Annotated in this window: 17 protein-coding genes and 2 tRNA genes; 9 read left to right on the top strand and 10 right to left on the bottom strand. The window is 59.0% G+C overall.

The window, feature by feature from the left end; genetic code table 11:
- Positions 1-42: 42 nt before the first annotated feature.
- From F550_RS0104165 to F550_RS0104135, 7 genes are all read left to right on the top strand, one after another.
- Entirely contained in the window at positions 43-1,047 is a 1,005-nt protein-coding gene (locus F550_RS0104165) for a cysteine synthase A (RefSeq protein WP_018147272.1), read from the top strand.
- Positions 1,047-1,898 (top strand): 3-mercaptopyruvate sulfurtransferase, encoded by an 852-nt coding sequence (gene sseA / locus F550_RS0104160; protein ID WP_018147271.1) that lies wholly within the window; start codon positions 1,047-1,049, stop codon positions 1,896-1,898. Before F550_RS0104165 ends, sseA begins: the two co-directional genes overlap by 1 nt.
- Positions 1,895-3,055, top strand: coding sequence for a cystathionine beta-lyase (gene metC / locus F550_RS0104155; RefSeq protein ID WP_018147270.1), 1,161 nt, complete (start codon positions 1,895-1,897; stop codon positions 3,053-3,055). The genes sseA and metC overlap by 4 nt, the downstream gene beginning before the upstream one ends.
- A gap of 145 nt (positions 3,056-3,200) precedes the next feature.
- Entirely contained in the window at positions 3,201-3,335 is a 135-nt protein-coding gene (locus F550_RS19480; RefSeq protein WP_267878942.1) for a hypothetical protein, read from the top strand.
- A 98-nt stretch (positions 3,336-3,433) separates the two neighbouring features.
- Positions 3,434-4,621, top strand: coding sequence for a type III PLP-dependent enzyme (locus F550_RS0104145; RefSeq protein ID WP_018147268.1), 1,188 nt, complete (start codon positions 3,434-3,436; stop codon positions 4,619-4,621).
- Positions 4,622-4,735: 114 nt separating this feature from the next.
- A complete protein-coding gene (locus F550_RS0104140; RefSeq protein WP_018147267.1) occupies positions 4,736-5,767 on the top strand; it encodes a 1,9-bis(guanidino)-5-aza-nonane synthase in 1,032 nt (343 codons plus the stop codon).
- Between the two features lie 116 nt (positions 5,768-5,883).
- Positions 5,884-6,699, top strand: a complete 816-nt coding sequence (locus F550_RS0104135) for a crotonase/enoyl-CoA hydratase family protein (RefSeq protein ID WP_018147266.1) — start codon at positions 5,884-5,886, stop codon at positions 6,697-6,699.
- A gap of 88 nt (positions 6,700-6,787) precedes the next feature.
- On the opposite strand, the gene F550_RS0104130 is transcribed toward F550_RS0104135, so the two are convergent.
- Both F550_RS0104130 and F550_RS16805 read right to left on the bottom strand, forming a co-directional pair.
- Positions 6,788-6,864 (bottom strand) — tRNA-Asp (locus F550_RS0104130).
- Positions 6,865-7,000: 136 nt separating this feature from the next.
- A complete protein-coding gene (locus F550_RS16805; protein WP_018147265.1) occupies positions 7,001-9,439 on the bottom strand; it encodes a putative bifunctional diguanylate cyclase/phosphodiesterase in 2,439 nt (812 codons plus the stop codon).
- 125 nt (positions 9,440-9,564) lie between these two features.
- On the opposite strand from F550_RS16805, the gene glpK reads away from it, so the two are divergent.
- Positions 9,565-11,073 carry a glycerol kinase GlpK gene (glpK, locus tag F550_RS0104120; protein WP_018147264.1) on the top strand — a complete coding sequence of 503 codons (1,509 nt, stop codon included), beginning with the start codon at positions 9,565-9,567 and terminating at the stop codon, positions 11,071-11,073.
- Positions 11,074-11,075: 2 nt separating this feature from the next.
- Here the strand turns inward: glpK and F550_RS0104115 are convergent.
- From F550_RS0104115 to F550_RS18365, 6 genes are all read right to left on the bottom strand, one after another.
- Positions 11,076-11,152: transfer RNA gene (locus tag F550_RS0104115), tRNA-Pro, on the bottom strand.
- 57 nt (positions 11,153-11,209) lie between these two features.
- Positions 11,210-11,716: a MerR family transcriptional regulator gene (locus F550_RS0104110; RefSeq protein ID WP_018147263.1), complete on the bottom strand. Its 507-nt coding sequence runs from the start codon at positions 11,714-11,716 to the stop codon at positions 11,210-11,212.
- A gap of 15 nt (positions 11,717-11,731) precedes the next feature.
- Complete coding sequence (locus F550_RS0104105; protein WP_018147262.1) at positions 11,732-12,028, bottom strand: integration host factor subunit alpha; 297 nt, start codon at positions 12,026-12,028, stop codon at positions 11,732-11,734.
- 50 nt (positions 12,029-12,078) lie between these two features.
- The gene (locus tag F550_RS0104100; protein WP_018147261.1) at positions 12,079-13,047 is read right to left on the bottom strand and encodes a beta-ketoacyl-ACP synthase III; all 969 of its coding nucleotides are present in this window, start codon (positions 13,045-13,047) and stop codon (positions 12,079-12,081) included.
- Positions 13,044-14,084 carry a phosphate acyltransferase PlsX gene (plsX, locus tag F550_RS0104095; protein WP_026180555.1) on the bottom strand — a complete coding sequence of 347 codons (1,041 nt, stop codon included), beginning with the start codon at positions 14,082-14,084 and terminating at the stop codon, positions 13,044-13,046. Before plsX ends, F550_RS0104100 begins: the two co-directional genes overlap by 4 nt.
- An 88-nt stretch (positions 14,085-14,172) precedes the next feature.
- Positions 14,173-14,709, bottom strand: a complete 537-nt coding sequence (locus F550_RS18365; protein WP_018147259.1) for a ubiquinol-cytochrome C chaperone family protein — start codon at positions 14,707-14,709, stop codon at positions 14,173-14,175.
- 70 nt (positions 14,710-14,779) lie between these two features.
- On the opposite strand from F550_RS18365, the gene F550_RS0104085 reads away from it, so the two are divergent.
- Positions 14,780-15,262 (top strand): outer membrane protein assembly factor BamE, encoded by a 483-nt coding sequence (locus F550_RS0104085; protein WP_018147258.1) that lies wholly within the window; start codon positions 14,780-14,782, stop codon positions 15,260-15,262.
- A gap of 102 nt (positions 15,263-15,364) precedes the next feature.
- Here F550_RS0104085 and F550_RS0104080 read toward each other — a convergent pair whose 3' ends face one another.
- Both F550_RS0104080 and thiL read right to left on the bottom strand, forming a co-directional pair.
- Entirely contained in the window at positions 15,365-17,518 is a 2,154-nt protein-coding gene (locus tag F550_RS0104080) for a sodium-translocating pyrophosphatase (RefSeq protein ID WP_018147257.1), read from the bottom strand.
- A 139-nt stretch (positions 17,519-17,657) separates the two neighbouring features.
- Complete coding sequence (thiL, locus tag F550_RS16795; RefSeq protein ID WP_018147256.1) at positions 17,658-18,587, bottom strand: thiamine-phosphate kinase; 930 nt, start codon at positions 18,585-18,587, stop codon at positions 17,658-17,660.
- Between the last annotated feature and the right edge of the window lies 1 nt (position 18,588).

The following is an 18,588-nucleotide window of genomic DNA, read 5'->3' as shown; positions in this document are numbered from 1 at the left end:
AGTGTGCCCAGCTAAACCAGATCAATAAATGGAGTGCCTTGAATGATCCTCAATTCTGTCCTGGATGCGATCGGGAATACACCGCTCATAAAGCTGCAGCGCGTCTCAGAAGAAACCGGCTGCACAATTCTCGGAAAGGCCGAATTCCTCAATCCCGGCCAATCGGTGAAGGATCGCGCGGCGCTTGGCATTGTGCGTGACGCCGAACGCTCTGGCACCCTGAAACCGGGCGGCACCATCGTCGAGGGCACAGCCGGCAATACAGGTATCGGGCTTGCGCTCGTGGGCAGCGCGCTCGGCTACCGCGTGGTGATCGTCATGCCGCGGACCCAGAGCCAGGAAAAGAAGCTGGCGGTGAAACTCCTGGGGGCCGAGCTGATCGAGGTGGACGCCGTCCCCTATTCCAACCCGAACCATTATGCGCGCTATTCCGGCAAGCTTGCAGAAGAGCTCGCCAAGACCGAACCCAATGGCGCAATCTGGGCGAACCAGTTCGACAACATTGCCAATCTGGAGGCCCATTACGAAACGACGGGCCCGGAAATCTGGGCGCAGACCGAAGGGAAGGTCGATGGCTTTATCTGTGCGGTCGGCTCCGGCGGCACGTTGGCCGGCGTTGCGAAATACCTTCAAGAGCAGAGCAAGGACGTGAAGATAGGTATCGCCGATCCCGGCGGCGCGGCGCTTTACGAGTATTTCAAGAATGGCGAGCTGAAATCAGAGGGCACCTCGATTACCGAAGGCATCGGTCAGGGCCGGATCACCAAGAATATCGAGGACCTGAGGGTCGATTATGCCTATCGCTGCCAGGATGAAGAGGCGCTCAACATCCTCTATGATCTCATCCAGAACGAAGGGCTTTGTCTTGGCGGGTCTGCCGGGATCAATATTGCGGGAGCTGTGCGGCTCGCCAAGGACCTTGGGCCGGGCCACACGATCGTGACGATCCTCTGTGATTACGGCAATCGCTACCAGTCCAAGCTCTTCAATCCGGAATTCCTGCGAAGCAAGGACCTGCCCGTACCGCCATGGATGGAGGAAGCCTGATGGCAACAACATCCCCCCTCGTTTCAGCCCGCTGGCTGATGGACAATATGCACGCGCCCGATCTTCGGGTTGTGGATGCGAGCTGGTTTCCAGGCTGGAGTGCCGCGCCCGGCGCAGGCCGCCAGTCCTATGATCGCGGACACATACCGGGCGCTGTCTATTTCGACATCGATGATGTTTGCGATCAGGAGGCCGAGCTGCCGCACATGATGCCGGATTCGGTGAAGTTTTCGTCCCGCGTGCGAAAACTCGGCATTGGCGATGGCAACCGCGTCATCGTCTATGACGCGAATGACTTCTTTGCCTCTGCGCGTGTCTGGTGGATGTTCCGGGCGATGGGGCACAAAGATGTCTATGTCCTGAACGGCGGCCTGCGCGCCTGGCAGGCCGAAGGCGGAGAGCTGGAAGACCTGCCGCCGGTCATTACGGGTGGGCGCCACTTTACCCCGCGCGTGCGCTCAGACCTCATCCGGTCGCATGCACAGGTCATAGCCGCGTCACGGGCCGCAAAGCCTCCTATACTTGATGCCCGGCCTGCCGGAAGGTTTTCCGGGACAGAGAAAGAGCCCCGCGAAGGCCTTCCTTCCGGCCATATTCCAGGAAGCCTCAACGTGCCGGCTTCCAGGCTGGTTGAGCCGGATGGCAAGCTCGCGCCGACCGACAAGTTGCAGGACCTTCTGGGTGGTCATGCGAGCGGACCGGTCATCGCCAGCTGCGGTTCGGGCGTGTCAGCTGCGGTCATAGCCCTGGCGCTCGCAGAGCTCGGCAATTGGGACGTCGCCATTTATGATGGGTCGTGGTCTGAATGGGCCGCGCACCCTGAAAGCGAGATTGCGACGACGTCGGCATGAAACTTCCGACCCGGCTGATCCATAACCGCAAGGGCAATCCGGAACGGCGAACGGTGAACCCGCCGGTCGAGCGCGCGTCAACTGTTCTTCTGCCAGACCGCGGCGCCCTTTACGGCAGCGGGACAGGCTATGGGCGTATGGGGCTCTCTGTTCATCGTGAACTGGAAGCCGCCCTCTGCGAGATCGAAGGTGCGGCGCATGCGCGGCTCACCCCGTCGGGCCTGAGTGCCTGTGCGGTCGGCATCGCCTCGGCTGTAAGGGCCGGAGACCACGTTCTGCTATCAGACTCGGTTTACGGGCCGACACGACGCTTCTGTGAGAAGCGGCTGCCGAAGATGGGGGTATCGTCTGCAAGGTTCAATCCGCGCGACCTGGCGGCGCTCGAAAGAGCCATCACGCCGCAAACGAAACTCATCGTCCTGGAGGCGCCCGGTTCACTTACGTTTGAAATCTCCGACACGCCTGCCATCGTGAAAATGGCGCGGCAGGCCGGTGTTCTGACCATGATGGACAATACCTGGTCGGCTGGCGTCTATCACCGGCCGCTCGACCTTGGTGTCGACATATCCGTGCAGGCACTGACGAAATACATGGTCGGTCATGCCGATGCGTTTGGCGGTGCCGTGATGACGACCAAGCCAGCTCACGGCGCAGCGGTGGAGGCGCTCACGGAGGATTGGGGCATCTCTCTTGGGCCGGACGATGCCTATGCCGCTCTGCGAGGCACACGCACCCTCTTCACGCGGCTGAGCGCTCATCAGGAAAGTGCGCTGGGGCTGGCCAGGTGGCTTCAGACGCAGCCGGATGTAGCGCTGGTCATCCACCCTACCCTTCCCAGCCATCCCGATCATGAGATCTGGCGCCGCGATTTTTCCGGCAGTTCAGGTCTTTTTGGCTTCCTGCTGGATGCGCCGGATGACGCACACATTGATGCCTTTCTGTCAGCGCTGAACCTCTTCAAGATGGGCTTCTCCTGGGGCGGGTTCGAGAGCCTTGTTATCCCTTGCGATGAGCAACTGACGCGCCTTCCAGATGACTGGACAGCGCATCGGCAGGGGCGTCTCGTCCGGCTCCATGCGGGGCTCGAAGACCCTGGTGATCTCAAGGCAGATCTGGAGCGCGGACTGCGCGCGCTTCATGACGTAAAAAACACTTGATCTTTGAATACGGTTTCAATATTCGAACCGCCGACACGCAAGCGAGCTACGACGGTCCCGAAAGGGCGTCAGTACGGGTGAGCCCAGATGTCTTCACTTTCATCACCGGACCAAACCCCCGGTAATGCTTGACGAGGATACTTGGATGGCCCCTAATATGATCGCTTTCGCGGCAGCTTACAGCCGTATGGATGCAGCCTGGGATACCGGGCTCTATAACTATTACGACAAAAAATTCGGAGATTATGCGGCTGCGGTCGCTGAACTTATAAGGCCGTAGCGGGTTCGCCCGCCGAACTGTCGAGCGCGTCAGGCGTTGTGTTCTGGTGCAGTCTGTAAGTTCACTGGCGTCATGCCAGCAAATTCCGAATCATTGCCATGTTTAAAACTGGATATGCGCCTCTGGCGCGCCCTGCTATTCTTCCCGATACTTCCACGCGTACTGGCCTTCCGGCCTTTGCAAGCGTTGGAGATGTCCTGCGCGCCTATGAAGGCGATGACGCGATCTTTGTGCTTTACCCAAAGAAGATCGCGGCGGCTGCGCGCACCTTCCTCAACGGTTTTCCGGGCAAGGTTCTCTATGCCGTCAAAGCCAACCCGCATCCAGCCGTCATCAAGACGCTCTGGACCAGCGGTGTGCGCAATTTCGACGTCGCATCGACGCGCGAAGTCGACCTGATCCAGGGCCTCGTGCCTGGCGCGAAGCTCTTCTTCATGCATCCTGTGAAATCACGCACTGCGATCCGCCATGCCTATGAGTGCGGAGTACGCGACTTTTCGTTCGATTCGTTCGACGAGCTTCAGAAGATGCTCGAAGTCACCGGCTATGCCAGCGACCTGATCCTCCACCTTCGCGTGGCGCTGCCGAAGGGCGGCGCGGCGATGCCGCTATCCGGCAAGTTCGGCGCGGACCGTGATCTTGCGATCGAGCTTCTCGGCGAAGCCCGTCGGCATGCCTCCAAACTCGGCGTAACCTTCCATGTCGGGTCGCAGTGTCTTGAGATCAGCGACTATGACACCGCACTGTCCTATGTGCGCTCCATCGTCGATGCGTCCGGCGTCGAGATCGACTCGATTGACTGCGGCGGCGGGTTTCCTGTTCCCTACCCCGGCATGTCGCCAAAACCGATGGGCGACTATTTCAGCGCTATTCGCGCCTCGCTTGCCGCGCATGGTTTTGATGGCCTTCAGGTTCTGGGTGAGCCTGGCCGGGCGCTCTGCGCGCAAGGTGGCTCGACGCTGGCCCGCGTTGAGCTTCGCAAGGATGGCGACCTCTATCTTAATGATGGCAGCTATGGCTCGCTGTTCGATGCGGCCCAGTGCGCATGGAAATTCCCGGTCAAGCTCCACACCGTCGAGCCACGCGCGGCCGCAGAAACAGAAGCGTTCCGCTTTTTCGGACCGACCTGCGACAGTCTCGATGTGATGGAAGGCCCGTTTGAGCTTCCATCCGATGTTGCTGAAGGCGACTGGATCGAGATCTGCCACCTTGGCGCCTATGGCCAGGCCCTGTCTTCGCGCTTCAATGGCTTCTATAGCGAGACCACTGTCGCCGTTATGGCGTAACCCGCCCCCTCGTACCAGACCCTGAAACCTCCGCTCTGACGGGCGGAGGTTCTGTCTGTCTGGACCCTGTCACATCACACCGTTACAACGCCTCCCACGCAATCGGAGTTATCCATGGCTGACAATTCAAACCGCAAGGCCGAGCTTCTCAGCAAGCCGGTCGAGCATATCGACATCACCACGTTCGATGCTCGCCCTATCGTCGAATCGATGGGCAAGATGTCCTTCACGTCCCGCGACCTTGCCCGGGCGACAGACATCTTCAACATGGCGCTGGAAGATCAGGACTGCTCCACCATTCTGACACTCGCTGGCTCCACCTCTGCCGGCGGCTGCATGCACGTCTACCGCGACCTCGTGAAATACGGACTGGTTGATTGTATCGTTGCGACCGGCGCATCCATCGTCGACATGGATTTCTTTGAAGCGCTTGGATACCAGCACTATCAGGCACCAGAATCCGTAGACGATAACATCCTGCGCGACCTCTATATCGACCGGATCTATGACACGTTCATTGATGAGGAAGAGCTTCAGGCCTGCGACGACGTAATCTACCAGATTGCGAACAAGCTGGAAGCGCGCCCCTATTCCTCGCGTGAGTTCATCTGGGAGATGGGCAAGTGGCTGAAGGACAATGCGGTCAAGAAAGGCTCGCTCATCGAGACCTGCTATGATCACAATGTCCCGATCTTCGTGCCGGCCTTCTCTGACTGTTCTGCTGGCTTCGGCCTCGTGAAGCATCAGGTCGAGAACCCAGGCAATTACATGTCGATCGACAGCGTCGCCGATTTCCGTGAGCTGACCGACGTCAAGATCGCGGCAGGGACAACCGGCCTGCTGATGGTTGGCGGCGGCGTGCCGAAGAACTTCGTGCAGGACACTGTGGTCTGCGCGGAAATCCTCGGCAAGGAATGCGAGATGCACAAATATGCCGTGCAGATCACTGTCGCCGATACCCGCGATGGGGCCTGTTCTTCTTCGACGCTGAAAGAGGCGGCGAGCTGGGGCAAGGTTCAGACCGTCTATGAGCAGATGGTCTTCGCTGAAGCCGGTTCCGTCGTGCCACTTCTCGCATCGGCCGCCTGGCACAAGGGCGCCTGGAAGAACCGCAAGCCGCGCGAGTTTGCGAAGCTCTTCCTCTAGCGCCGAGTGCGGCGAATAGAGCCACCAAAACTGTATGACGCCGGGACATAACTTGTCCCGGCGTTTTTCGTTCGGCAGATTGGCCGGCGGATCACAGGATTTATGAGGAGACGACGATGTCGGAACGCATTCAGGTTACCAAGAAAGATGGCGTCGCTGACGTCAAACTTGTTCGCACGGACAAGATGAATGCGCTCGACGACGCCATGTTCGAAGCGCTGCTTTCGACGACCGATGAGCTTTCCAAGGACAAGTCGGTTCGCTGTGTCGTTCTCTCCGGCGAGGGCCGCGCGTTCTGTGCCGGGCTGGACATGGGCAATTTCGGCAAGATGGCTGAAGGGTCTGGTGGCGGCGGAACGCCTGCTGGGCGCTCAAAGCTTGAGCCGCGCACGCATGGCATCACGAACCGCGCGCAGCAGGCCGTGTGGGGCTGGCGAGCGCTGCCAATGCCGGTCATTGCGGCCGTGCACGGCGTCGCCCTTGGCGGCGGCTTTCAAGTGATGCTGGGCGCCGATATGCGCATCATCCATCCGGCGACAAAGCTCTCCATCATGGAGATCAAATGGGGGCTGGTGCCGGACATGGCGGGCACGGCGATCATGGGCACGCTCTGCCGCGACGATCGCCTCCGCGAGCTGACATATACCGGCCGCATCTTCTCGGGCACGGACGCCGCCGAATACGGCTTTGCGACCGAGGTCAGCGAAACGCCATATGAGCGGGCAATGGAGCTTGCCGGTCTGATTGCGTCAAAGAATCCTGACGCTATTCGCGCCAACAAGGAGATCTACAACAATCTGCCGAACATGAATGATGCCGAAGCCCTGCTTCAGGAATCGGTGCTGCAGGACAAGTTGATCGGCAGCAAGAACCAGGTCGAGGCGATCATGGCCGAGCTTCAGAAGCGTCCAGCCAACTTCGTCGATAGCTGATACAGGTCTCTATTGTAGGTAAAAAAGAAAGGCGACCGTCTGGAACGGTCGCCTTTTTCTTGATCTGCTTTCACCATTTCGTTCGAAATGGCGCGAGTGACGGGGCTCGAACCCGCGACCTCCGGCGTGACAGGCCGGCACTCTAACCAACTGAGCTACACCCGCGCAGATCGTCCACCGCATTTGGCGGTGAGGCGCCTGATTAGACAAGGCAGGCGGGCCGGTCAAGCATGAACTGCGCCCGTGTGCAGACGAGTTACAGCTAGAGATGCTGCCACCCCCTGCCCGTCTGAAATACGGTCTAGCCGGTGGCCTTTTGCTTGTCGCGCGGCTTGGCATCGAGCTTGATAACATCGCCCGTCATACGGATCTCGGAGTCGGATGCCGCCAGTAAAAGATCGGCCTCTGCCTGCGTGCGTATCGGTATCAGATGGCCGAGGAGGTCCAATGGCTGCGGCCTGCTGATGAGATAGCCCTGAAGCTCATCGCACCCGATGTCGGTCAGATACTGCTTCTGGGTCTCGGTCTCCACGCCCTCGGCGGTGCAGCTCATGTTCAAGGCCTTGGCGATCTGAAGCGTGGCTTTGGTGATCGCGCGGCTTTCGTGGTTGTGGTCAATGTCTTCCACGAAGCTCTTGTCGATCTTCAGCTTGTCGAATGGGAAACGGCGAAGATAGCTGAGCGAGGAGAAGCCCGTGCCAAAGTCATCCAGCGAGATGCGAAGGCCGATATCCTTGAGCTGTTTCAGGCGCTGCAGCGTGAACTCGGTATCGTTCATCAGCACTGATTCGGTGATCTCCAGCTCCAAGCGGGCCGGATCGATCTGATTGACCGCGATCGCATTGATGATCGTCGTCACAAGGCTTGAGCTGTGGATCTGGAGAGGCGAGATATTTACCGCGACCCGCATATTGTCCGGCATGCGGCGAGCGGCCTTTAGCGCTTCGCGTAGTGCCCAGTCGCCGAGACGCGTAATGATGCCGCTGTCTTCTGCATGCTGGATGAAATGGTCTGGCCCGATCAGGCCGCGGGTTGGATGCTCCCAGCGGATAAGGGTTTCGCAGCCGATGATCTCATTTGTCTTGGCGTTAAGTTGCGGTTGAAAGAAGAGCCGCAACTCATTGTTTTCAAGTGCCTTGTTGAGGTCGAGCTCAATGCTCTGACGAGCGCGTGCCTTGTCTGCGAGGTTCTGGCTGAAGACGCACCAGGTGCGTTTGCCCACTTCCTTGGCCTGGTAGAGCGCAAGGTCAGCATGTTTCAGCAGCGTCTGGATTTCCATATTATGCTGCTCGATGATCCGCACGCCGATACTGGCGCCGCAATGCACGATCGAGCTCCAGATGTCGTAGGGACGGTTGAGCGTCTCGCTCATTGCCTTCACGGTCTCCAGAAGGGCGTCCTGATCTTCGCTCTCTAGCAGGACTGCGAACTCATCGCCGCCAAGCCGGGCTGTAACCTCGGCATCGGGCGCTGCATCCCGCAGACGTTTGGCCACCTGACAAAGAAGCTCATCACCGGCTGGATGGCCGAGCGTATCATTGACCCATTTGAAATTGTCCAGATCGAGCCAGAGAAGCGCGCGGCAGCGCCCTTCCGGTACGGGTCGCAGCGAAGCCTTTTCGAGAGATTCGTGAAGATTGGCGCGGTTCGGCAGCGAGGTAAGCGGGTCGTAATGCGCCATGAAGGCAATGCGGTCTTCGATGGCCTTCGACTGGGTAATATCCGAGGCGACGCCTCGAAAACCCTGAAACCGCCCAGTTGCGTTGAAGATCGGTTTGCCGGTGAGAGACCACCATGTCTCTTCCGCGTTCTCAACCTGCAGGACGAGATCCCGGAAACTCTGTTGACGCTCAAGGCAACGCGCCAAGGTATTTGCTTCATCACTCGATTTGAAGAGGGTTAGCAGGTCATCCCCCTGCGACATGGCTTCAAAATGATTCTGCTCTGTCATGGAGGGCAGCGGTATCTCGATCAGACAATTCTTCTCGTCGGTCTGCCACAGCCAGTCGGAGGTGCTTTCCTCAAAGTCTCGGAGAAGCAGGCCGATCAGCTGGGCCTGCTGCTTAACCGCGGTACCGCTGAGATGCTGCTCGACAAACTGGTTGAAAGACCATTTCGAGGACGTCCAGAGAACGACTGCGTAGACAAAGGCTAGTACCGACAGGAAGTCATTGCGTGGATCCTGGCCCAGCTGAAGGCCGACAATATAGCCAAGGGCGGTTGGCACAAGAAAGCCGATCGCCGCTTCTGGTATACGTCCGACAAGCAGGACCCCTGCGAACATGACGCCTGCGACAATGGAGCTGACGGCCAGCTGATTGGTATGGTCCGTCAGCGGCAGGATCAGCAACGGCAGGATACCCCAAAGAATACCAAGCACTGAAGCAAAACGTCCGAACCGGTCGATGCTGGCCTTGGACCGCTCATCCGCCGAGCCGAGGTCAGCGTGCTGCCTGTTGCGGCGCATCATAAAATAGCCGACGAGCATGATCGAGGTCGCGATCACCATTGTGAGCGACCAGACGCCAAGAAGTCTGTTCGCGGGCGTGTTCGCGAAGGACATCATGACAACGGCAGCATTTACGAGGTTGGCAAGGCCAATGACGGGCAGGAGCGAGCCAACTGCGAGCAGCTGTTTTTCACGGATCGAACCAAGCTGTTCTTCCGGAATATCCAATGTACCCACAATGCCCGCGCTCTTCAGCGCGAGTGTATTCGCTGGCTTAGGTTCGTCGCCCATTACCATTCCTCTTTGCGGACCTTCGCTCACGGTCTTAGACAGGAGAGGTGAACATCCCCTCAAGACGGGTCCTTGAAATTTCAACGACCTTTCGCGTGGGGCACTGAAAATACGGAGCTTTTCCTATGTCGCCTCAACCGCTCATTCTCACCCTGGATCAGGGCACAACGTCCAGCCGCGCTATGGTCTTCGACGCGGCCGGTACTGTTGTCGCGACCGCTCAGGAGGAGTTTGCGCAACACTTCCCGAAGCCCGGCTGGGTTGAGCATGACCCGGAAGATATCTGGCGGACAACCTTGGACACCGCCCGCCAGGCCATGAGCGAGGGTGAAGCGCAGACGGACGGGCAAGTCGTCTCTATCGGTATCGCCAATCAAAGAGAGACAGTTATTGTCTGGGACAGGCGAACAGGAAAGCCGGTCGGGCGGGCGATCGTCTGGCAGGACCGTCGCACGGCAGCCATGTGCGAAACGCTTCGCGCTGCCGGCCATGAGACCCTCGTCAATCGCCGGAGTGGCCTGACCATCGACCCCTATTTCTCGGGCACCAAGCTTCGCTGGATCCTTGAGAACAGGCCCGAGGCCGAAAAGCTCGCCGCGGAGGGTAATCTGGCGTTTGGCACGGTGGACAGTTTTCTGATGTTTCGCCTAAGCGGCGGCAAGACGCATGTCACAGACGAAACCAATGCCAGCCGGACGCTGCTCTACAACATCCAAGACGGCCGCTGGGACGATGAGTTGCTGCGCCTGCTGGATATCCCGAAATCGGTTCTGCCCGAGGTGAAGCCGAGCGCGGCGGCCTTCTGCGAGACGGACCGGCAATGGTTTGGCCGGTCCCTGCCGGTGACGGGTGTCGCAGGTGATCAGCAGGCAGCCGCTTTCGGACAGGCTTGTTTTCATCCGGGCATGGTCAAGAGCACCTATGGAACGGGCTGTTTCCTGCTCGCGAATACGGGTGACCAGTGCCTGCAGTCGACGAACCGCCTCCTGTCGACAGTAGCCTGCCGGACTGGATCGAGACCGCAATTTGCGATCGAAGGGTCTATCTTCATTGCGGGCGCTGTTTCTCAATGGCTGCGCGACAGCCTGCAGATCATCGAGAGCGCGAGCGAAACAGAAGCGTTGGCCAAGCAGGCTGGCGGCAATGAGGGCGTCTATTTCGTCCCAGCTTTCACCGGTCTAGGCGCACCGCACTGGGATCCGGAGGCGCGCGGAAGCATGTTCGGCCTCACACGCGGGACAGACAAGGCGGACATTGCCCGCGCTGCGCTTGAGTCGGTGGCCTATCAAACGCTTGATCTTCTCAACGCGCTTAATGCCGATGGGTTTGATACCAGCCGCATTCGCGTCGATGGCGGCATGGTCGCCAATAGCTGGTTCCTGCAATTCCTGGCGGATGTGTCAGAGACTACTATTGACCGCCCGGACATGATCGAGAGCACGGCGCGGGGCGCGGCATTCCTCTCGGGGCTTCAAGCTGGCGTCTTCGAAAGCGTGGATGTGCTCGAGAAGCTCTGGCAGAGCGAAACGGTGTTCTCGCCGTCAATGGCAGATAGTGAGCGAAAATCGCTCGTTTCGGGCTGGGAAAAAGCCGTAAAGGCAACGCTTTACAGGGCCCAGCTGGACCGGGAATAGAATGGTCGGAGCGGCGGGATTCGAACCCACGACCCCTTGTCCCCCAGACAAGTGCGCTACCGGGCTGCGCTACGCTCCGACTAGGCGCCTGCTTAATCGCGGCGCCTGATTATTGCAATCGCTGTTGCTGCTGGTTTCAGGCCGCCTTGCTGAGACGCGCGGCGTCGAGCCGGGCCTTTATGTCTTCAAGATCAGACAGCATCGTCTCCAGGCGTGACCGGCTGGCACCTAGCGGTTTGGGTCCGGGTTGTTCATAGGAAAACGCGGCGCGAACCGATTCCTGCAATCTGCGAGCCGGGCCTTCCGGTTCGGTCTTTGCTGAAATTGGGTCTGCCCTTTTCGCATTCAGCGTAGCATCACCGCCAAGAACGGCATCGAGCCCCTGTTCGTTGAGGAGCTGGCCTGCCCCCTTCAGCGTGAACCCCTTTTCATGGACGAGCAGCTGAATGGCCTTGAGCGCCTTCATATCCTCTGGTCGGAACATGCGGCGCCCGTCTGGGCGCTTCATGGGTTTCAAGTGCCGCGTGAACTTGCCTTCCCAGTAGCGCAGGACGTGGGGCTGAAGGCCCAGTTCGTCTGCGGCTTCCCCGATCGACCGGTAGGCATCTGCGGATTTCTTGACCCGCTTTGCGGCATTTCCCATGGATTTCCCTCTTATCTATTCTTCTGATTCGACTGCCGATTTGAGGAGCGGTGACGGTTTGAACGTGACGACTCGGCGGGCAGAGATCTTTGCCTCGACGCCTGTTTTTGGATTGCGTCCAGCACGCGCTGATTTCTTGCGAACGACAAAGTTTCCGAACCGGGAGAGTTTGACCTCATTCTCGTGTTCGAGGCTTTTCCCGATAAGGTCGAGCACACGGTCGAGAATGTCGCCAGATTCCTGACGAGTCAGGCCAACTTCACGGACGATAGCGTCCGACAGCTCTACGCGGGTGACGGTTTGATTGCTCACGAATTCAGCTCCTCTGGTTAACAGATATGGCCGATTTCTTAATGAAAAGATTACAGCCTGAAGAGGGAGGCGCCCCAGGAAAAACCGCCGCCCATCGCTTCACTTAACACAAGATCACCCTTTTTGATGCGTCCATCCTTAATCGCTGTGTGAAGGGCCAGCGGAATGGAGGCAGCGGATGTATTTCCGTGCAGGGCAACGGTCGAAATGACCTTGTCTTCATCGAGACCGAGCTTGCGGGCGACACCGTCCAGAATCCGCTGATTGGCCTGATGAGGCACGAACCAGTCAATGTCGTTTATGTCGTGGCCAGTGTCTGCGAGGACGGCCCGAACGGCGCTGGATATGTTGGTGATCGCATGGCGAAACACCTGATTGCCCTGCATCCGGACGTGGCCAATTGTGCCTGTGGATGAGACGCCGCCATCGACATAGAGCAGGTCTTTCTTGGAGCCGTCGGTACGCACGTGATGGGCGATGACGCCCTCATCCGCTTCGCCAGTCCCCGTCTGAAGCACAACAGCCCCTGCCCCATCGCCAAAGAGCACGCAGGTCGACCGGTCGGACCAGTCAAGGATTCGGGTAAATGTCTCCGCGCCTATGACCAGCGCAGTGGTAAAGAGGTTCTGGCGCAGCATCGAATCAGCGGTCGCGAGCGCGAACAAAAATCCTGAGCACACCGCCTGGACGTCAAAAGCTGCGCCCTGTTTCATGCCGAGCTTGTGCTGGACCGTGGTGGCGGTAGCCGGAAATGTCTGATCCGGCGTGGTCGTCGCGACCACGATGAGATCGATGTCGCCTACGGTGAGACCTGCATTTTCAATGGCTTCGCGCGCGGCGGCCGTTGCGAGGTCTGATGTGAATTCACCATCTGCAGCGATGTGGCGCTCTTCGATGCCGGTCCGCTCCCGGATCCACTCGTCAGACGTATCGACCATGGCTGCAAGGTCGTTATTGGTGAGGGTCCGGGCCGGAAGGTAGGCGCCAGTCCCCAAGATCAAGCTACGCTGCATACTCATCCGTCGACTGTTTCCGTGTCGGTAACCTGTTTGGACACTCGCGAGAGGGCCGAGGCTACTTCCTGCATATAGTTGCTGTGCGCAAGGTTTGCCGCCAGGCTAATTGCGGTTGCGTAGCCTTCAGGATCTGTGCCGCCATGGCTTTTGACGACCACGCCATTCAAACCGAGCAGGACGCCGCCATTAACGCTGGACGGGTTCATCTTCCGTTTGAGTTCCTTGAGGCCGGACCCTGCGAGCACCGCGCCGAGTTTGCTGACCGCGCTCGCTGTGAGGGCCTGACGTACATAGGTGGAGACGAGACGGGCGGTGCCCTCTGCTGTCTTCAGCGCGACATTGCCTGTAAACCCGTCAGTGACGACGACATCGACCACGCCCATTGAGATATCATTGCCCTCAACGAAGCCTCTGAAGTCGATGCCGAGATCTCGGTTGCGCAGGATCTCGCCGGCAAGCTTGATGGCGTCGGTGCCTTTTTCCTCTTCGGACCCGATGTTCAGAAGACCGACAGTGGGCCGTTCCTTGCCGAAGACGGCGCGGGCATAGGATTCGCCCATCACGGCGAACTCGACAAGCTGTTCGGCATCGGCGTCGAGATTTGCGCCCACATCCAGAACGACGCAGCGGCCTTCCAGAGTAGGCCAGACGGCAGTCATGGCGGGCCGGTGCACGCCTTCCATCTTGCGGAGTGCCAGCATCGACATAGCCATCAGAGCGCCGGTATTGCCTGCAGAGACGCCCGCGGTAGCCCGGCCATCCTTTACCGCCTCGATCATGCTCCACATGCTGGTGCCTTTTGCCTTGCGCAGCGCGCTTGATGGCTTGGCATTCATGCTGACGATATCAGGCTGGTCACAGATATCGCAGATCGCTGCGAGGTTGCGCGCTGCAATGCCGGCTTCAAGCTCAGCCTGACGCCCGTGGAGGAGAAAGCGCGTCTTTTCGCTGGTCTTACTGAACAGCTTTATGCCGTCCAGAACAACTTCAGGGGCTGCATCGCCGCCCATGGCGTCAATTGAAAGGGTGAGTTCGCTCATCTGGGAGACAGTACCAATCATTTATTGGCCAGACAGTAGGCACCCGGCCAGAGCAGTGCAACTGACTGACCGCAACGCGGAACGTATTTCATGATTGGTCCCAGCCTGTCTGTCCCGCCAGCAGCGCGTCGTCGGCCTGGGAAGCCAGCGACGCGTGCGCGCGCATCATGCTCGTGCGCAAAACGAAAGTGCCATCGCCGGACGCAAGGCCATTGCGCTCGATCATGGATGCAAGGTCGCTCTCGATATTGTTGCCAGCAAAAGCTTCGTTGACGGCGATGCCCAGCCCGACGAATCTTTCCCCGATTTTTCGGACCTTGCGGGCGATTGACGCGTCCCCGACCCCTGTTTCCCGGAGGCCTGCATCTATTTCGTCGAAGATGCTGTCTGTCAGGCGGCTCGATAGTGCCTGCCCTTCCGGGCCAATGGCCGCGAGACGTCCCGTCACCAGTCCGGCGAACAAGGCTATACAATTTGTGCGGCCTTCAATCGTGTCCTCAAGCGCGTTGCCGCCATAGAGGCGCGGAGCCCGGGAGCGGGCCGTCACATCCTTATGAAGGCGCTTTGCAGCTTCGCTGCGATCTCGCGATTTCTGGCTTGTGAAAAGGTTTCGGAGCCGTTGCATATCTGCGCTCTGTAACTTGCCAATTGCCTGCAGTGCCCTGTAAGCGAATTGGGAGTGAAAGGAACTGTTTATGGCACATCGTACCATTCTTGCGAGCGTGGCACTGGCCTGCATAACAGCGGGCTGCATTTCCCCGGTCAAAGCCTATCATGGCTATGCCCCTGACGAAGTTGCTCCCAACCAGATCACGCCTGGCATTGATACGCGCTCGACCGTATTGGCCCAGCTTGGTTCACCTTCGACAAGCAGCGTCTTCGACGAGAACACCTGGATGTACATCACGACGGTCCAGGAGCGTTTTGCTTTCTATCGTCCGGAAATCTCGACACGTACCGTCACAGCGATCCGGTTCAGCGACGAGGATGTCGTTGAAGAGGTGCTTGAATACGATCAGAATGATGGCCGCGTCATCAACTATGCGTCGCGCGAAACGCCTACCCGTGGCCGTGAACTTGGCCTCTGGGAGCAGATATTCGGCAATGTCGGTCGTTCTGTGCTGCCGCAGACAAACGAAGCGACGCCTGGCAACCCGACAGGTCGTCGTCCCCAATAGTCTGTGATGTGGGCGCGTCTGATCGCCAGTTTCATTTATCCCGAACAAAAAAGCCCCGGCCAGATTGGCCGGGGCTTTTCTTTGTCTTGAGTGGCCGAAGCCCTAGTGCGCCAGCATGGCCAGCATGAGCAAGGCCACGATGTTCGTGATCTTGATCATCGGGTTCACGGCCGGGCCAGCAGTATCCTTGTACGGGTCACCAACGGTGTCGCCAGTCACAGCGGCCTTGTGAGCCTCTGAGCCTTTGCCGCCATGGTTGCCATCTTCTATATACTTCTTCGCATTGTCCCATGCGCCGCCCCCTGATGTCATGGAAATCGCGACGAAGAGACCCGTCACAATGACACCGAGCAACATGGCGCCGACAGCTGCGAGCGCAGATGCTGGGCCTGCAATTGGCCAGATCACAAGGAACAGAACGATCGGCGAGAGCACTGGCAGCAGTGATGGGACAATCATTTCCTTGATCGCTGCGGTGGTAAGGATATCGACAGCACGCCCATAGTCAGGGCGAACCTCGCCTTTCATGATGCCTGGCATCTCACGGAACTGGCGACGGACTTCCTCGACCACAGCCTGCGCCGCACGTCCAACCGCCATCATCGACATGCCACCGAACAGGAATGGCAGCAGGCCACCAAACAGCAGACCTACGACGACGTAAGGGTTGGCGATCGAGAAGTTCACCGCGCCGACATTGGCAAAGAAGCTGCCTTCGACGGCGTTTTCGGTGAAGTACTGCAAGTCGGCATTGTAGGCCGCAAACAGAACAAGCGCACCGAGGCCGGCAGAACCGATGGCATAGCCCTTGGTCACCGCTTTGGTGGTGTTGCCAACGGCGTCCAGCGCGTCCGTCGTTTCCCGGACTTCCGGTGGAAGCTCTGCCATTTCAGCAATACCGCCAGCATTGTCGGTCACCGGACCGAATGCATCGAGCGCGATGATCATGCCGGCAAGCGCCAGCATTGTGGTCGTCGCGATCGCGATGCCGTAAAGACCCGCGAAGTTGTAGGTGACGATGATACCTGCGATGATCGTGATGGCAGGCAGCGCGGTGGACTCCAGCGAGACCGCCAGACCCTGGATCACATTCGTGCCGTGTCCCGACTCCGATGATTTGGCGACCGAACGAACCGGGCGGTAGGCGGTGCCGGTATAGTATTCGGTGATCACGACAATAAGGGCCGTGACGACCAGACCTGCTGCACCGCAGACGAAAAGGTCCATACCGGTCAGCGCGCCGACAGCGACACCGATGGATGCGCCACCCGCACCCTCGAGCACGCCGAAGCCTGCTGGCAGCACGAAATAGATCGCGGCAGCAAGACCGATCAGTGAAAAGATGCCGGTTACGATGAGACCCTTATAGAGCGCCCCCATGATGTTCGTGGAGCCCTTGCCGAGCCTCACGAAGAAGGTGCCGATAATCGAGGCCACGATGCAGACCGCACAGATGGCGAGCGGCAGCAGCATGATGGAACCGATATATGGCAAGGCGCCAAAGTAGATCGCACTGAGAACCATGGTCGCGACGATCGTCACGGCATAGGTTTCGAAAAGGTCAGCCGCCATGCCTGCGCAGTCGCCGACATTATCACCGACATTATCAGCAATCGTTGCAGCATTGCGCGGGTCATCTTCCGGAATGCCGGCTTCGACCTTACCGACCATGTCGCCACCGACGTCCGCACCCTTGGTGAAGATACCGCCGCCGAGACGGGCGAAGATCGAAATCAGGGAAGCCCCGAAGCCGAGCGCAACGAGACCGTCAACGACCGTCCGCTCACCGTCCACATAGCCTTCAAAGCCTGTCAGAAGGCCGTAATAGGCAACGACACCAATCAGGGCGAGACCGACGACCAGAAGTCCGGTGACCGCACCGGACTTGAAGGCCATATCGAGCCCCTTGGCGAGGCTGATGCTGGAGGCCTGCGTCGTGCGGACGTTCGCCTGAACCGAGACTTTCATCCCGATGAAGCCCGCAGCGCCTGACAGGACTGCGCCGATGACAAAGCCAAGAGGCACTTCCCAGCCACGGAATGCGATGGCGAGGCCAATCGTGACGACGACGCCGACCATCGCAATTGTCGTATACTGGCGTTTGAGATAGGCGTTTGCGCCTTCCTGGATCGCCGACGCGATTTCTTTCATGCGGTCCGAGCCAGCATCAGCGCTCATGATCGAGCGCGACTGAAGCCAGCCATAGAGCACTGCGACGATGCCCGCCGCGAGTGCGATATAATACCATAGGGTCATGTTTTGCCCTTCCTCCCTTATATTTTCGGAGCTTGATTCGCGCGGAATCAAACCTCCCCATTTGTGGATTCAGGAGTGCCAAACCCTGCCGCGATTAGCAAGAAACTTCGAGTGGAAGCGGGAGGCGCTTAACGTCGGTTTAGTGTGAATAGCCTGAGCGCGTCGGCGTCTCGAAGATCTCGTCCTGAAAACGAAGCTCAACCTCGCTGCCGGTACGCACTTGTCCGATTACGGTGACAGAGAGGCCGCTTTCATCCGCCCGCTCCAAGCACGCCTCTAAATCAGAAGGCGGCACCGTGAAAAGCGTCTGATAGTCGTCGCCGGAGGTTGCCAGATTGATCGCGTCTTCTGCAGTTGAAACGGGGGCTGCATAAGGCACATCGCTGAGTTGGAGCGAAACAGCCACCCTGCTCTGTTCAGCAATAAGGGCAGTATCGGATAGAAGCCCATCGGAGACGTCGATCGAGGCGCTGGCAAAGCAGGCTACGAGGTCAGCGACCTCTACGCCCGGCAGCCGGGGTACCCTGTAATGATCCGCATGGGTCGATGGGCGCCCGGCCTTCGCATCGGTAAGCCCCAGGCCTCCATGACCGATTTCGCCGGTCACGCAAAGAACATCGCCTGGCTGGGCGCCGCTTCTCTCGACGGGCCCGGCAGCGAGGCACGTGCCCGTCAATGTGATGGTCAGCGTGAGGGGACCTGGCGTTCGCACAGTGTCACCGCCCAGGAGGGTAACGCCCCATTCTACGAGGTCGGCGCCGAGTCCCCTGCAGAAAGTCGCAAAACTTTCTTCGGTGAAATCATTGGGCAAAGCGACGGACAGCAACGCATCTTTGGGCAAAGCGCCTTTGCAGAGAATATCCGAGACGTTCACGCGCAGGAGTTTCTTGCCGACCGTCTCTATGGGGTCGCTGGAAAGAAAGTGTACGCCTTCGACAATCGTATCCATTGTCGCGATCGTCGCGCCCACACTGTCGCTCAGCGTCGCGACATCATTCTTGAGATTGTGCGCGCCGGGAGCAGTGGCGAGCGGGCGAAGATAGCGGTCGATCCAGTCGAACTCGCTCATT

Origin of the sequence: Henriciella marina DSM 19595, assembly GCF_000376805.1 — a bacterium.
GTDB lineage: Bacteria > Pseudomonadota > Alphaproteobacteria > Caulobacterales > Hyphomonadaceae > Henriciella > Henriciella marina.
Note: the sequence above shows the minus strand (reverse complement) of the source record. Positions and strands in the feature narration are given on the sequence as shown.